Source organism: Kineosporia succinea (assembly GCF_030811555.1).
GTDB classification, from domain to species: domain Bacteria; phylum Actinomycetota; class Actinomycetes; order Actinomycetales; family Kineosporiaceae; genus Kineosporia; species Kineosporia succinea.
This window is the reverse complement of the sequence record NZ_JAUSQZ010000001.1, coordinates 4706692-4722728: the sequence shown is the minus strand read 5'-3', so window position 1 is coordinate 4722728 and position 16037 is coordinate 4706692. Positions and strand designations below refer to the sequence as shown.

Below are 16037 nucleotides of genomic sequence, written 5' to 3'. Positions count from 1 at the left end.
CGCATAGTGGACGTGAACAATCTTTACGCGCTCAACTCAACGAGTGAGTGAGTAAGTCATCGGCATATTAGTACCGGTCAGCTTCACAAGTCTTCAGTCCTTGCTTCCACATCCGGCCTATCAACCCAGTAGTCTAGCTGGGAGCCTCTCACACCTCGAGGGTGCATGGAAACCTCATCTTGAAGCGAGCTTCCCGCTTAGATGCCTTCAGCGGTTATCCCTTCCGAACGTAGCTAACCAGCGGTGCCCTTGGCAGGACAACTGGCACACCAGAGGTTCGTCCGTCCCGGTCCTCTCGTACTAGGGACAGCCCTTCTCAAGTTTCCAACGCGCGCAGCGGATAGGGACCGAACTGTCTCACGACGTTCTAAACCCAGCTCGCGTACCGCTTTAATGGGCGAACAGCCCAACCCTTGGGACCTACTCCAGCCCCAGGATGCGACGAGCCGACATCGAGGTGCCAAACCATGCCGTCGATATGGACTCTTGGGCAAGATCAGCCTGTTATCCCCGGGGTACCTTTTATCCGTTGAGCGACAGCGCTTCCACAAGCCACTGCCGGATCACTAGTCCCGACTTTCGTCCCTGCTCGACCTGTCGGTCTCACAGTCAAGCTCCCTTGTGCACTTACACTCGACACCTGATTGCCAACCAGGCTGAGGGAACCTTTGGGCGCCTCCGTTACTCTTTAGGAGGCAACCGCCCCAGTTAAACTACCCACCAGGCACTGTCCCTGATCCGGATCACGGACCAAAGTTAGACATCCAGAACGACCAGAGTGGTATTTCAACGTCGACTCCACCAACACTAGCGTGCCGGCTTCACAGTCTCCCACCTATCCTACACAAGCCGTACCGAACACCAATACCAAGCTATAGTAAAGGTCCCGGGGTCTTTCCGTCCTGCTGCGCGTAACGAGCATCTTTACTCGTAGTGCAATTTCGCCGAGTTCGCGGTTGAGACAGCGGAGAAGTCGTTACGCCATTCGTGCAGGTCGGAACTTACCCGACAAGGAATTTCGCTACCTTAGGATGGTTATAGTTACCACCGCCGTTTACTGGCGCTTAAGTTCTCAGCTTCGCCCTTACGAGCTAACCGGTCCCCTTAACGTTCCAGCACCGGGCAGGCGTCAGTCCGTATACATCGTCTTGCGACTTCGCACGGACCTGTGTTTTTAGTAAACAGTCGCTTCTCCCTGGTCTCTGCGGCCCTCAAACGCTCACCGGAGCAAGTCCAGGTCACGCCTCAGGCCCCCCTTCTCCCGAAGTTACGGGGGCATTTTGCCGAGTTCCTTAACCACGATTCACTCGATCGCCTTAGTATTCTCTACCTGACCACCTGAGTCGGTTTAGGGTACGGGCGGCTCGAACCTCGCTAGATGCTTTTCTCGACAGCATAGGATCACCCACTTCCCGCCAATGCGGTCATCATCACATCTCAGGCTCATCATCAAAGAAAGAACTGCGGATTTGCCTACAGCTCGCCCTACATGCTTAAACGTGGACAACCATCGCCACGCGGAGGCTACCTTCCTGTGTCACACCATCGCTTAACTACTACCAGTCCAGGTCACAGGCTCAACTCCTTCGGCCCGAAAGCCGGCAGAGCATCACGAGTTTAGTATCGCTGGGTTCGCTATGGGCGGTTCTACGCCGGTACGGGAATATCAACCCGTTGTCCATCGACTACGCCTGTCGGCCTCGCCTTAGGTCCCGACTTACCCAGGGCGGATTAGCCTGGCCCTGGAACCCTTGGTCATTCGGCGGACGGGTTTCTCACCCGTCTTTCGCTACTCATGCCTGCATTCTCACTCGTGTGGCGTCCACGCCTGGGTCACCCCGACGCTTCACTCGCCACACGACGCTCCCCTACCCATCTGTTCCCCTGAAAGCCGGATCAAGCCGGTCTAGGGTCATGAACAAATGCCACAGCTTCGGCGGTGTACTTGAGCCCCGCTACATTGTCGGCGCGGAATCACTTGACCAGTGAGCTATTACGCACTCTTTAAAGGGTGGCTGCTTCTAAGCCAACCTCCTGGTTGTCACAGCAACTCCACATCCTTTCCCACTTAGCACACGCTTAGGGGCCTTAGCTGGTGATCTGGGCTGTTTCCCTCTCGACTACGAAGCTTATCCCCCGCAGTCTCACTGCCACGCTCTCACTTACCGGCATTCGGAGTTTGGCTGACGTCAGTAACCTTGTAGGGCCCATTAGCCATCCAGTAGCTCTACCTCCGGCAAGAAACACGCAACGCTGCACCTAAATGCATTTCGGGGAGAACCAGCTATCACGGAGTTTGATTGGCCTTTCACCCCTACCCACAGCTCATCCCCCAGGTTTTCAACCCTGGTGGGTTCGGTCCTCCACGCGGTCTTACCCGCGCTTCAACCTGGCCATGGGTAGATCACTCCGCTTCGGGTCTAGAGCATGCGACTAAAGATCGCCCTATTCGGACTCGCTTTCGCTACGGCTACCCCACACGGGTTAACCTCGCCACACACCACTAACTCGCAGGCTCATTCTTCAAAAGGCACGCCGTCACCCCGCAAGGCTCCGACGGATTGTAGGCACACGGTTTCAGGTACTATTTCACTCCCCTCCCGGGGTACTTTTCATCTTTCCCTCACGGTACTAGTCCGCTATCGGTCACCAGGGAGTATTTAGGCTTAGCAGGTGGTCCTGCCAGATTCACACGAGATTCCACGAGCCCCGTGCTACTTGGGAAACCATTAAGTGAGACCATGACATTTCGTCTACGGGACTAACACCCTCTACGGTCGCCCATTCAATGACGTTCGACTATGACATGATTTTCTGACTCACCCGACACTCGACAGCGCGCCGAAAACAGCTCCCACAACCCCGGACATGCAACGCCTGTCAGCTATCACACACGCCCGGTTTGGCCTCATCCGCTTTCGCTCGCCACTACTCACGGAATCACTGTTGTTTTCTCTTCCTGACGGTACTGAGATGTTTCACTTCCCGTCGTGCCCTCCCAACACCCTATATATTCAGGTGCAGGTGACTGGACTTGCCTCCAGCCGGGTTACCCCATTCGGAAATCCTCGAATCACAGCTCGGTTGCCAGCTCCTCGAGGCTTATCGCAGGCTCCTACGTCCTTCATCGGCTCCTGGTGCCAAGACATCCACCGTGTGCCCTTAAAAACTTACCAACACACCCCGAATCAAATCAGGATGCACTCGGAAAAATTAAGCACAGAATTAAAGATGCTCACGTCCACTATGCAGTTCACAAGCAACGAACACACACAACCCTCAAGCTCACCAATTACCCCACCGCCGGCACGAGACCCGCTGCGAGGCACTGTGATGAAGGACTGTCATGCCTTCGGAAAGAAGCTCTTCCAAGCCTCAGACCCAAGTTCACGGCCCACCAGACTGTTTCCAGCCTCGTGGTCCGCTCCCTCAGGACCCAACAGTGCATCCCCATCTCCGCCCCGGAGATGAGAGCCAACCGATGTTCCACCCTTGAGCGGCCACCCCAGAACCAGGCCGACCATGATTGGCCGGCTCATCGTCTGGGCAGTGACACAGCCTCTGAACCATCAACCAGCCTGAGCCGGTGAGGTTTTCGAGTGCTCCTTAGAAAGGAGGTGATCCAGCCGCACCTTCCGGTACGGCTACCTTGTTACGACTTCGTCCTAATCGCCAGTCCCACCTTCGACGACTCCCTCCCTTACGGGTTAGGCCATCGGCTTCGGGTGTTACCGACTTTCATGACGTGACGGGCGGTGTGTACAAGGCCCGGGAACGTATTCACCGCAGCGTTGCTGATCTGCGATTACTAGCGACTCCGACTTCACGGGGTCGAGTTGCAGACCCCGATCCGAACTGAGACCAGCTTTTTGGGATTCGCTCCACCTCACGGTCTCGCAGCCCTTTGTACTGGCCATTGTAGCATGCGTGAAGCCCAAGACATAAGGGGCATGATGATTTGACGTCATCCCCACCTTCCTCCGAGTTGACCCCGGCAGTCTCCCATGAGTCCCCACCATAACGTGCTGGCAACATGGAACGAGGGTTGCGCTCGTTGCGGGACTTAACCCAACATCTCACGACACGAGCTGACGACAACCATGCACCACCTGTGAGGCGCCCTTGCGGACCCCGTATCTCTACGAGTTTTCACCCCATGTCAAGCCTTGGTAAGGTTCTTCGCGTTGCATCGAATTAATCCGCATGCTCCGCCGCTTGTGCGGGCCCCCGTCAATTCCTTTGAGTTTTAGCCTTGCGGCCGTACTCCCCAGGCGGGGCGCTTAATGCGTTAGCTGCGGCGCAGAACACGTGGAATGTGCCCCACACCTAGCGCCCAACGTTTACGGCATGGACTACCAGGGTATCTAATCCTGTTCGCTCCCCATGCTTTCGCTCCTCAGCGTCAGTAGTGGCCCAGAGACCCGCCTTCGCCACCGGTGTTCCTCCTGATATCTGCGCATTTCACCGCTACACCAGGAATTCCAGTCTCCCCTACCACACTCTAGCCTGCCCGTACCCACTGCACGCCCAGAGTTAAGCCCTAGGTTTTCACAGCAGACGCGACAGACCGCCTACGAGCTCTTTACGCCCAATAATTCCGGACAACGCTTGCACCCTACGTATTACCGCGGCTGCTGGCACGTAGTTAGCCGGTGCTTCTTCTGCAGGTACCGTCACTTGCGCTTCTTCCCTGCTGAAAGAGGTTTACGACCCGAAGGCCTTCATCCCTCACGCGGCGTCGCTGCGTCAGGCTTTCGCCCATTGCGCAATATTCCCCACTGCTGCCTCCCGTAGGAGTCTGGGCCGTGTCTCAGTCCCAGTGTGGCCGGTCGCCCTCTCAGGCCGGCTACCCGTCGTCGCCTTGGTAGGCCATTACCCCACCAACAAGCTGATAGGCCGCGAGCTCATCCCTGACCGAAAAACTTTCCACACACAGACCATGCAGCCATGTGTCATATCCGGTATTAGCCACCGTTTCCCGTGGTTATCCCAGAGTCAGAGGCAGATTACTCACGTGTTACTCACCCGTTCGCCACTGATCCCCTCCGAAGAGGTTCACCGTTCGACTTGCATGTGTTAAGCACGCCGCCAGCGTTCGTCCTGAGCCAGGATCAAACTCTCCGTAAATAATCTTCTAGGAAGACTTTTAGCGAAGTGTTGCAAGAATCCTGACCAACAACTCCGATCCCGTTACCCAGACCACCGACGGGGGTCGATGACCTGCAGAACCGAAGACCATTAGCCAGAGACCATCCCAATCGGGACAATCATTTGGCATCGGTTGTTCAGATGCACTGTTGAGTTCTCAAGGAGCGGACGCTCACCATCAGACCCTCTTCCGAAGGCCCTTCGGGGCAACCTCTCTAACTTACCCGGCTGACCGAGCGATGTAAACCTTACCAGAAGGTTTTCATCATCCGGACCACCCGGTTCCAGGCGGAGCTCAGCGACCCGAACCCGCGAGGGTCAGAGTTGCGACTCGTTCTGGGGAGCTGGCCCCGGGACCGGCCACTCTCGTGTCCGTGCCTCCCGCGCTGCCAACACGTAGAACTTTACGGACGGCTGACCAGCAGGTCAAATCGCGATGTCAAGCGCCACCCGAGCAGCTCAGATAACTCTCCGATATAGATCCGTAACGGACGGTCAGGGAAGGCCGGTCCGGGCCAGCGCGTCCACGACGAAGTCCGCGTGGTGCGCCGTTCCGACGGCGATCCAGTCCTTGGCCGCGCCCGGCCCGAACGACCGGGCGTCCGCGATCCGTCCGTCCGCCGGTCCCAGGCCGGCGCCGCAGAAGCGGTCGTCCGCGCTGATCTCCTGGCAGATGTCGTAGAACTGCGCGTTCCTGCGGGGATGGTCACGCCTCCCCCGCAGCACCAGCCACCTCGCCGCCACCGTGTACCGCAGGTGGGGAGAAGGCCGCCGGATCTCTCCGGACGAGGGCGGATGGAAGCCGGGATGCGTGATCGCATAGTCGCCGTACACCGGAAGACGTTCCGGATCGCGCGCTTTCAGATACTCCCAGAGCGCCGCGTCGTGCCGGGCCACCTCGGTCAGCCGCTGCGGGCGCACCGTGCCCGAATCCGGAGGGAAGGCCCCGGCCGTCAGCACCACGGTGCGGTACCGGGCCAGGCCGGACGTCTCGCTCAGCACCCGGTCCACCAGCCGGCTCCCGTGCACGGCGGCAGCATCGTCGGCGACGTACCCCAGGTCGAGCAGCAGATCGGTCTGCTCCGGCTGCACCCCGACGTCGTGCAGCAACTCGCTGAGCTGCCGGGCCACCAGAGCCGGGGCCACGAACAGATCGTCACGCCGCACCTGCACCGCCACCCCGTTGCCGTCCTGCCGCACCGCGTCGGCCGCGTCGAACCGCACGGCCGCGTCGTCCTTCAGGCGCACCACCGGAACGGCCTGCGTGAACGGGCCCCGCGCGGCGTCCATGACGGTGCGCAGACCGGTGTCGCCCCGGGTCTCCCGGTCGGTGAGGCGGGACCCGTCCACCATGATCCGGCCCTCCCACTTCTGGGACAGCGTCGCGAATCGCTCCGCCAGACGCCACGGCTCGTGCGGCTTCGTCTCCACGTCGGGAACGATCACGATCAGCGGGTAGCTCCGGGACCGGGTGGCCGGCGCCATCATCTCCAGCGCGTCGAACTCCCCCAGGTGCCCCCGCAGCACCGGCACGTAGAGCGGAGGTTCCGTTGCCGCCAGCATCACTGTGCGCCTCCTGGGATCGGGCCTCCTCCCAGTAGCAAGCACGGCCCCGCCGGCGAAACCCCCCGCAGCACGACGAGGGCCCACCCACCGGATCGGTGAGCGGGCCCTCGGAGCGACGAGGAGGAAGCGGGGAGAGCGAGACCTACTCCCCCGCGAGCTCCACCGCGGCCAGCGAGCGCCGGCCCTTGCGCAGCAGGATCCAGCGGTCGTGCACCAGGTCGGCGGTGCTGACCGTGGCGGCGTCCCCGTCCGTCACCTTCACGTTGTTCACCGAGGCGCCGCCGTCGTTCAGCGTGCGCCGGGCGTCGGACTTGCTCTTCGCCAGCCCCGTGGCCACCAGGAGGTCGGCGACCAGGTGCTCGCCGCGTGCCAGGGTCACCTTCGGCAGTTCACCCAACGCGTCGGAGAGGGTGCGCGGGTCGAGACCCGCCACGTCTCCCCCGCCGAACAACGCCTTGCTCGCGTCTTCCACCCGGGTGGCCGCGAGGTCGCCGTGCACCAGGGCCGTCATGTCGTGGGCCAGGGCGCGCTGGGCGGAGCGGGTGTGGGCCGGGGCCGCGGCCAGCTCGTCGATCTCGGCGGCGCTCCGGAAGGTGAACACGCGCAGATAGTCGGCGATCTTCGCGTCCTCGGCGTTGAGCCAGAACTGGAAGAACGCGTAGGGCGAGGTCATCTCGGGGTCGAGCCACACCGCACCGCCCTCGCTCTTGCCGAACTTGGACCCGTCGGCCTTGGTGATGAGCGGCGTGGCCAGGCAGTGCACGTTCTGCTCGGGCCGCACCCGGTGGATCAGGTCGAGACCGGCGGTGAGGTTGCCCCACTGGTCGGACCCGCCGAGCTGCAGCGTGCACCCGTGGCGCTTGTTGAGCTCGAGGAAGTCCATGGACTGCAGGATCTGGTAGCTGAACTCGGTGTAGCTGATGCCGGCCTCGGAGTTCAGGCGGGCACTCACCGCGTCCTTGGCGAGCATCTTGCCGACCCGGAAGTGCTTGCCCACGTCGCGCAGGAACTCGATGGCGCCCAGGCCGGAGGTCCAGTCCAGGTTGTTGACCATGGTCGCGGCGTTGGGACCGGTGAAGTCGAGGAACGGCTCGATCTGGCCGCGGAGGCGCTCGACCCAGTTGGCCACGGTCTCGGGTGAGTTCAGCACGCGCTCGGAGCTGGGCCGCGGGTCGCCGATCAGGCCGGTCGCGCCGCCGACGAGGGCGAGCGGACGGTGCCCGGCCTCCTGCAGCCGCCGCATGGTGAGCACCTGCACCAGGTGGCCGATGTGCAGGCTCGGGCCCGTCGGGTCGAAGCCGATGTAATAGGTGACCGGCCCGGCGCCGAAGGCCTTCCTCAGCTCCGCCTCGTCGGTGGAGTTGGCGAGGAGGTTGCGCCACTTCAGCTCGTCAAGAACGTTGGCCGCCGTCGCGGAGGTCACGGTTTCGTCGGTACTCACGGTCACGCGTCAAACCATAGGGCCGCAGGCGGCACCGATGAGAACCGGATTGAGGACGACGTGGTCGCCGGTGCGGGCAGCGTTGACTCGGGGGGACACACGAGGGAGAGAGTCAGGTCCGGCGGGTGCGCGGCTTGCCCGGGCGGTAGGCCGAGACCGTGGGATCGCCCTCGATCCAGTAGCGCCACGGTGAGTCCGCCCCCAGCGTCACCCCGACCCGGGGACCGCTCAGCACCGCTCCCGGAGCAGTGCCCGGAAGCACCGTCACGGAACCGTTCGCGCAGACGTCGCGCCCGTCGTCCTCCCGCCCGAGACCCAATGCGCTGGCGAGCCGCGCCGGCCCGCGGGCCAGATCGACGTCGCGTCGACTGGCCGGGCGCCGCGAGCGCGCCTCGTCGAGCCCGGCGACCACCTCGCCCGCCCGCAGCAGTACCCCGCCGGAGACGCCTTCGGGGCGGCAGACCAGGTTGGCGCAGTAGTGCATGCCGTAGGTGAAGTACACGTACAGGTGGCCGGGCGGCCCCCACATCACCGCGTTCCGCGGGGTCTTGCCGCGGTGCGTGTGCGACGCCGGGTCTTCTCCCTGGCCGAGGTAGGCCTCGACCTCGGTGAGGCGGACGTCGACCGGCCCGTTGCGCAGGATCGCGCCGAGCAGGGCGGGCGCCACCACGAGCGGGTCCCGGTCGAAGAACGAGCGCGGCAGGGGTGCGGGTTCGGACACGCTGCGATCGTAGGACGGGGTTGCGGCCGCGCATGCAGAACGACAGGTGTCGGGCTGATGTAAAACCGTTCAGTGATCGGCCGATGGGGCCGTAACTCACTGCCAGCGGCGGAACTTCGAGACGTTTGATGCGTGGACCGCGCCATTGCGACCCACGCACGGCCCAGTCTTACCCCTCGCCCCGTCGACGTAAAGACACCAATTTTCACGCAGCAAGCAAAAGCGTTGCGGCACATGGATTTTACTATTTCAAATATGTTTCGCGCAGGGTTCGCGACGGTCGCATTGCGTTACGGGCGGCACTGCCCGTCACCTGCGAACGTCGCGAACCGGACGTTTTACCGCTCAACTCCCAGCCCCTGAGGGGTCAGCCGAATCCCCCGTCAGGCAACGGCTTTGATCACGGTTGGATCTCAGTTGGCGGCCCAGGCCCGCAGATCGGCGATCCCTGCGGCAAGCTCCTCCATCTGCTCCCGCACCCGGCGCGGGGAGGTGCCACCGCGTCCGTCGCGCGAACGCAGCGCGCCCTCGACGTTGAGCACCTCGCGCACGGCCGGCGTCAGGTGCGGTGAGACGGCGGCCAGGTCGTCGTCGGTCAGGTCCCACAGCTCCACCGGCACGCCCTCGGCGGCGGCGCGCTGCTCGCAGCGCTGCACGCAGGCCCCGGCGATCTCGTGCGCGTCGCGGAACGGTACCCGCTGCCGCACCAGCCACTCGGCGATGTCGGTGGCGAGCGCGAAGCCCTGCGGCGCCAGCTCGGCCATCCGCTCGGTGTGGAAGACCAGGGTGGAGACCAGGCCGGAGAGGGCGGGCAGCACGAGGAGCAGGGTGTCGGCCGCGTCGAAGACCGGCTCCTTGTCTTCCTGCAGGTCGCGGTTGTAGGCCAGGGGCAGCGCCTTGAGCGTGCCCAGCAGCCCGGCCAGGTCGCCGATGAGGCGCCCGGCCTTGCCCCGGGTCAGCTCGGCCACGTCCGGGTTCTTCTTCTGCGGCATGATGCTCGACCCGGTGCTCCAGGCGTCGTCGAGCGTGACGAACGAGAACTCCTTCGTCGCCCAGATGATGACGTCCTCGGACAGGCCGGAGATGTCGACGCCGATCATCGCGGCCACGAAGGCGAATTCGGCGCCCAGGTCGCGAGAGGCGGTGCCGTCGATCGAGTTCGGCACCGAGGAGCCGAAACCCAGGTCGGCGGCGACGGCTTCGGGGTCGAGGCCGAGCGTGGACCCGGCGAGCGCACCGGAACCGTAGGGCGAGACCGCGGCGCGGCGGTCGAAGTCGCGCAGCCGGTCGGCGTCGCGCAGCAGCGGCCAGGCGCGGGCCAGGAGGTGGTGGGCGAGCAGCACCGGCTGGGCGTGCTGCATGTGCGTGCGCCCGGGCATCGGCGCGGTCGGGTGCGCGGCCGCCTGCCCGGCCAGGGCCTCGGCGAGGTCGAGCACCTGGTTCGCGACGACCTTGGAGATGTCGCGCAGGTACATGCGCAGCAGGGTGGCGATCTGGTCGTTGCGCGAGCGGCCGGCGCGCAGGCGCCCGCCGAGCTCGGGGCCGAGGCGCTCGATCAGGATCCGCTCGAGGGCCGAGTGCACGTCCTCGTCGGTGGGGGCGGGCGTCACCGCACCGGAGGCCACGTCGGCGTCCAGCTTCTCGATCCCGGCGAGCAGGCCGGACAGGTCGTCGTCGGTGAGCAGCCCGGCGCGGTTCAGGGCGCGGGCGTGCGCGCGGGAACCGGCCAGGTCGTAACGGGCCAGGCGCCAGTCGAAGTGGGTCGACACCGACAGCGCGAACATCGCGTCGGCCGGGCCGGCGCTGAAACGTGAACCCCACAGGACCTTGGGCTCGGCGGTCACGGGTGTCTCCTTGTGGCAGTTGATCAACAAAGACGATGGGGGACGCGTCGGGCTCCCGGTCTTCCGGCCACCTCGGGAGGTGGCCGGGGAGACCGGGACGACCGGCGCGTCCACAAGCAGGTGTTTACTCGGAACTACCGGCGGCCAGCGACAGGAACCGGTTGGCGACCGTATCGCCGCCCAGCGGATCGCGGGTGACCACGAGCACCGTGTCGTCACCGGCGATGGTGCCGAGCACGTCGGGCAGCACCGAGTGGTCGATCGCCGAGGCGAGGAACTGGGCGGCCCCCGGCGGGGTGTGCAGCACCACCAGGTTGGCCGACGCCTCGGCCGTGACCAGCAGTTCCTCACACAGCCGGGCCAGCCGCGAGACCAGCATCTCCTGCTCGACACCGGCCTGGGGCGTACGGTCACCGCCCTCCCCCGGCACCGCGTAGACCAGGCCGCCGTCGGGATGACGCACCTTCACGGCGCTCAGCTCGACCAGGTCGCGCGAGAGCGTGGCCTGGGTGACGGCCTGTCCCTCGGCGGTGAGCATCTGGGCCAGCTCGACCTGGGAGCGCACCTGGTTGTGGCGCAGCAGCTCGACGATGCGGCGGTGCCGGGCGACCTTGGTGTGTGCCCGCCCCGCCGACTGGCTGGGGAAACTCATCCCGATCGCTCCAGCAGCCACACCAGCAGCGCCTTCTGGGCGTGCAGCCGGTTCTCGGCCTCGTCCCAGACCACCGACTGCGGGCCGTCGAGCACCGACGCGGAGATCTCCTTGCCCCGGTAGGCGGGCAGGCAGTGCAGCACGATCGCGTCGGACGCGGCCTTGCCCAGCAGTGCGTCGTCGACGCAGTAGGGCGTGAAGACGCCGGCCCGGTCGCTCTTCTCGCCCTCCTGGCCCATGCTCACCCAGGTGTCGGTGGTGATCACGTCGACGCCGGCGACGGCCTCGGCCGGGTCGGTGGTGACCGTGACCGAACCGCCGGTGTCGGACGCCAGCGCCCAGGCCTGCTCGAGGATCGCCGGGTCGGGCTGGAAGGCCTCGGGCGCCGCGACCCGCACGTGCATCCCCGCGTTCGCACCGGCCAGCAGGTACGAGTGCGACATGTTGTTCGCGCCGTCGCCCAGGTAGGCCAGCGTCAGCCCGGCCAGACGGCCCTTGTGCTCGCGGATCGTCTGCAGGTCGGCCAGCAGCTGGCAGGGGTGGTACTGGTCGGTGAGCGCGTTCACCACGGGAACCGTTGCGGCGGAGGCCATCGCCTCGATGCGGCTCTGGTTACCGGTGCGCCAGACGATGGCCGCGACCTGCCGGGAGAAGACGCGTGCGGTGTCTTCGATCGGCTCGCCGCGGCCCAGCTGGCTGCTGCCCGACTCGATGACCAGGGGGTAGCCGCCGAGGTCGGCGATGCCGACGCTGAACGAGACCCGGGTGCGGGTGGACGACTTGTCGAACAGCACGGCCACGGTCTGCGGGCCCTCGAGCGGCTTGCGGGCGAACCGGTCGGCCTTGAGCCGGTCGGCCAGGTCGAGGACCTCGATCAGCTCGTCGGGCGAGAGGTCGTCGTCTTTGAGGAAGTGCCGGACGGTCACGGGTTCTCCTGCGGAACTGAGTCGAGGGCGGCGGGCAGGGCCGCGATGAACGAGTCCGCCTGGGCGGCGGTGAGAATCAGGGGCGGGGCCAGCCGGATCGCGTCGGGGGCGACGGCGTTGACGATGAAACCGGCGTCGAGGAGGTTGCTCGCCGCCGCGGCCGCCACGGGCTCACGCAGCTGGATCGCGATCAGCAGCCCGTGGCCCCGGACCCCGTCGACCAGCGGGTGGGCCTGCACGCCTTCCTGGATGCGCCGGCCGACCGCCACCACGTTGGCCAGCAGCCCGTCGCGCTCGATCACGTGCAGCGTGGCCAGACCGGCGGCCGCCGCCACCGGGTTGCCGCCGAAGGTGGTGCCGTGCTGGCCGGGCTGGAGCAGTTCGGTGACCTTCGGGCCGAAAGTCACCAGCGCCCCCACCGGGATGCCGCCGCCCAGGCCCTTGGCCAGGGTCATCACGTCGGGCGTGATGTCGTCGCCGCCGTTGAGCTCGGCCAGCTGATGCGCGAACCAGGCTCCGGTGCGGCCGATTCCGGTCTGCACCTCGTCGAAGATCAGCAGGGCGTCGTGGGCCCGGGTGACCCGGCGGGCCGCCGCCAGGTAGCCGGCGGGTGCGGGACGCACACCGGCCTCGCCCTGGATCGGCTCGAGGATGACCGCGGCGGTGTCGTTGTCGACGGCCTCGGCCAGCGCCTCGGCGTCGCCCCAGGGCACGTGCACGACGTCACCGGGCAGCGGTGCGAACGGCTCGCGGTAGGCCTGCTTGTAGGTCATCGCGAGCGCGCCCATGCTGCGCCCGTGGAACGCGCCGGTGGCCGCCACGACCTTGGTGCGGCCGGTGCGACGGGTCAGCTTGAACGCGGCCTCGTTGGCCTCGGTGCCGGAGTTGCAGAAGAACGCCGCCGAGCCCTCGGGGGCCTGGGCGAGCTCGAGAAGCCGCTCGGCGAGAGCGATCTGGAGCGGGTTGGCGAAGAAGTTGGAGACGTGGCCGAGCGTGGCCAGCTGCGCGGTGACGGCGGAGACCAGGAACGGGTGGGCGTGACCGAGCGCGTTCACGGCGATGCCGCCGAGCAGGTCGAGGTAGCGCTGACCGTCGGCGTCCCAGACGTGAGCGCCCTCGCCGCGCACCAGAACGCGCTGCGGGGTGCCGAAGACGCCCAGCACTGAGCGCTGGTAACGCTCCATCCACTGCGCCGAACCCTGGCCGGCGTCGACGAGCTGCTGGTTCGCGGCGGTGAGGTCGGTGGTCACTGCTGGTCCTCGTTCTCGGTTGATTTCTCGGGGACGACCATGGTTCCCACGCCGTCGGTGGTGAACACCTCGAGCAGCAGGCTGTGCGGCACCCGCCCGTCGATGACGGTGGCGGTGGGCACTCCCCCGCGAACGGCCCGCAGACAGGCCTCCATCTTCGGCACCATGCCCGATTCCAGCGACGGCAGCATGGTCTCGAGCTGGCTGTCGGTGATCTCGGTGAGCAGGCTGGACCGGTCGGGCCAGTCCGCGTACAGACCCTCGACGTCGGTCAGCACCACGAACTTGCGGGCCTGCAACGCGATCGCGAGCGCGGCCGCGGCGGTGTCGGCGTTGACGTTGAGCACCTGGCCGTCGTCGTCGGGCGCCACCGTGGAGACGACCGGGATACGCCCGGCGTCGATCAGGTCGAGCACGGCGGCCGGGTCGACCTCCACCACGTCACCGACGAGGCCGATGTCGACCTGCGAGCCGTCGATCAGCGCACCGCGCTTCGCGGCGAGGAACAGCCCGCCGTCCTCACCGGACAGGCCGACGGCGAGCGGGCCGTGCTGGTTGATGAGGCCGACCAGCTCACGGCTGACCTGACCGGTGAGCACCATCCGGACCACGTCCATGGTCTCGGGGGTGGTCACGCGCAGGCCGCCGCGGAACTCGCTGGTGATGCCCAGACGCTTGAGCATGGCCGAGATCTGCGGCCCGCCACCGTGCACGACAACGGGTTTCAGGCCGGCCGCGCGCAGGAACACGACGTCCTCGGCGAACGCGCGCTTCAGCTCGTCGTCGATCATGGCGTTGCCGCCGTACTTGATCACGGCGATCGCGCCCTGGAACCGGCGCAGCCAGGGCAGGGCCTCGACGAGGACGGCGGCCTTCTCGGCCGGGGTGTCGATCATGACGAGTACGCGCTGTTCTCGTGCACGTACGCGTGGGTGAGGTCGTTCGTCCACACCGTCGCCGTGGCCGGACCCGACTTCAGGTCGATGGTGACACTCACCTGGCGGTCGGTCAGGTCGATGCCCTCGGCGGACTCGGCCGGGGTGCTCTTGCGGCACACCCAGGTGCCGTTGAGGGCGACGTCGAGGTCGGCCGGGTCGAACTGGGCCCGGGTGGTGCCGACCGAGGCCAGGATGCGGCCCCAGTTCGGGTCCTTGCCGAAGATGGCGGCCTTGAACAGGTTGCTGCGGGCGACGGACCGGCCGACCTCCACAGCCTCCTCCTCGGAGACGGCGCCGAGCACCTCGATCGCGATGTCGTGGTCGGCGCCCTCGGCGTCACCCAGCAGCTGCAGCGCCAGGCTCTTGCAGACCTCGGTGACGGCGGCGGTGAACTCGGCCTCGTCGGGCTCCACACCGCAGGCGCCCGACGACATCAGCACCACGGTGTCGTTGGTGGACTGGCACCCGTCGGAGTCGAGGCGGTCGAAGGTGACCCGGGTGGCCTTTCGCAACGCCCGGTCGAGGCCTTCCGGCGACACCTCGGCGTCGGTCGTGACGACCACCAGCATGGTCGCCAGTGCCGGCGCGAGCATGCCCGCGCCCTTGGCCATCCCGCCCACGGTCCAGCCGGCCGGGGAGGTGACGGCGGCTTCCTTGGAGACCGTGTCGGTGGTCATGATCGCGGTCGCGGCCTCGGTGCCACCGTCGGCGCGCAGCTGCGCGGTGGCGTCGGCGACACCTTTCAGCATGCGGTCTTTCGGCAGGTTCAGCCCGATCAGGCCGGTGGAGCAGACCAGCACGTCGAAAGGCGAGAGGCTGCTCAGGCGGGCCACCTCCTCGGCCGTGGCGTGCGTGACCTGGAAGCCCTCGCTGCCGGTGTAGCAGTTGGCGCCACCGGAGTTCAGCACCACGGCCCGCAGGCGGCCGTCGGCGATGGCCCGTTCGCTCCACAACACCGGGTTCGCCTTGCAGCGGTTGCTGGTGAAGACGGCCGCGGCCGCGTCGTTCGGCCCGTCGTTCACGACCAGCGCGACGTCGGGGGCCCCGGTGCTCTTCAGCCCGGCCGCGACCCCGGCGGCCCGGAAGCCCTTCGCCGTGGTGACGCTCATGTCTTTCCTTCCAGAGATGGTTATTCGGCGTCTTCGGTCACGGTGTAACCGGCGTGACGCCAGACCGAGGCAGCGATACCGGACTGCGCGGCCGGCACGAGCACCCAGTCGGTGTCGAAGGTGGACACGTTCAGCACCGGGATACCCGCGTCCGCCAGTGGTTTCAGCAGACGCAGGAGCACGCCGATCTGGCTGAACTCGAGGGCTCCGGCGGCCCGGGTGACGGTGAACGGGCCCTCGACCGGCCCCGGAACCGGCTCGGGCAGGCTGGTGGTCGGGCAGACCACGCTGATCTCGTCGGTGGTGCGCGAGATGCTCACCAGCGGGACCCCGTAGGCCCAGCTCGGGTCGGGACTGTCGGGGGCGAGCCGCACGAGAGCCATGGCCTGGCGGTACTGGATCAGATGCACGATGCCTCCAGGCTCCCGGCGTTGCGCGGCGT

10 protein-coding genes and 2 rRNA genes are annotated in these 16037 nt (G+C 66.0%); all 12 read right to left on the bottom strand.

From position 1 onward, the window contains the following. Window positions 1-47: 47 nt before the first annotated feature. Window positions 48-3176: ribosomal RNA gene (locus J2S57_RS20515) — 23S ribosomal RNA — on the bottom strand. A gap of 434 nt (window positions 3177-3610) precedes the next feature. Further along, window positions 3611-5127: ribosomal RNA gene (locus tag J2S57_RS20510) — 16S ribosomal RNA — on the bottom strand. The 16S and 23S rRNA genes sit together here, the layout of an rRNA operon. Window positions 5128-5643: 516 nt before the next feature. Further along, on the bottom strand, window positions 5644-6711 hold the full coding sequence (locus J2S57_RS20505) for a beta family protein (RefSeq protein WP_307245433.1): 1068 nt from the start codon (window positions 6709-6711) through the stop codon (window positions 5644-5646). 145 nt (window positions 6712-6856) lie between these two features. Further along, a complete protein-coding gene (gene tyrS, locus J2S57_RS20500) occupies window positions 6857-8155 on the bottom strand; it encodes a tyrosine--tRNA ligase (RefSeq protein ID WP_370882687.1) in 1299 nt (432 codons plus the stop codon). Window positions 8156-8267: 112 nt separating this feature from the next. After that, complete coding sequence (locus J2S57_RS20495; protein WP_307245429.1) at window positions 8268-8876, bottom strand: DNA-3-methyladenine glycosylase; 609 nt, start codon at window positions 8874-8876, stop codon at window positions 8268-8270. 413 nt (window positions 8877-9289) lie between these two features. Beyond that, a complete protein-coding gene (gene argH / locus J2S57_RS20490; protein ID WP_307245427.1) occupies window positions 9290-10720 on the bottom strand; it encodes an argininosuccinate lyase in 1431 nt (476 codons plus the stop codon). 124 nt (window positions 10721-10844) lie between these two features. Then, window positions 10845-11372: an arginine repressor gene (locus J2S57_RS20485; protein WP_307245425.1), complete on the bottom strand. Its 528-nt coding sequence runs from the start codon at window positions 11370-11372 to the stop codon at window positions 10845-10847. After that, on the bottom strand, window positions 11369-12298 hold the full coding sequence (gene argF, locus J2S57_RS20480) for an ornithine carbamoyltransferase (RefSeq protein ID WP_307245423.1): 930 nt from the start codon (window positions 12296-12298) through the stop codon (window positions 11369-11371). Before argF ends, J2S57_RS20485 begins: the two co-directional genes overlap by 4 nt. After that, entirely contained in the window at window positions 12295-13482 is a 1188-nt protein-coding gene (locus J2S57_RS20475) for an acetylornithine transaminase (protein ID WP_370882686.1), read from the bottom strand. The genes argF and J2S57_RS20475 overlap by 4 nt, the downstream gene beginning before the upstream one ends. A gap of 62 nt (window positions 13483-13544) precedes the next feature. Then, window positions 13545-14444 (bottom strand): acetylglutamate kinase, encoded by a 900-nt coding sequence (argB, locus tag J2S57_RS20470; RefSeq protein ID WP_307245419.1) that lies wholly within the window; start codon window positions 14442-14444, stop codon window positions 13545-13547. Next, window positions 14441-15595 carry a bifunctional glutamate N-acetyltransferase/amino-acid acetyltransferase ArgJ gene (gene argJ / locus J2S57_RS20465; protein WP_307245417.1) on the bottom strand — a complete coding sequence of 385 codons (1155 nt, stop codon included), beginning with the start codon at window positions 15593-15595 and terminating at the stop codon, window positions 14441-14443. The genes argB and argJ overlap by 4 nt, the downstream gene beginning before the upstream one ends. Before the next feature lie 20 nt (window positions 15596-15615). Next, window positions 15616-16005: an ACT domain-containing protein gene (locus J2S57_RS20460; protein WP_307245415.1), complete on the bottom strand. Its 390-nt coding sequence runs from the start codon at window positions 16003-16005 to the stop codon at window positions 15616-15618. Window positions 16006-16037: the final 32 nt, after the last annotated feature.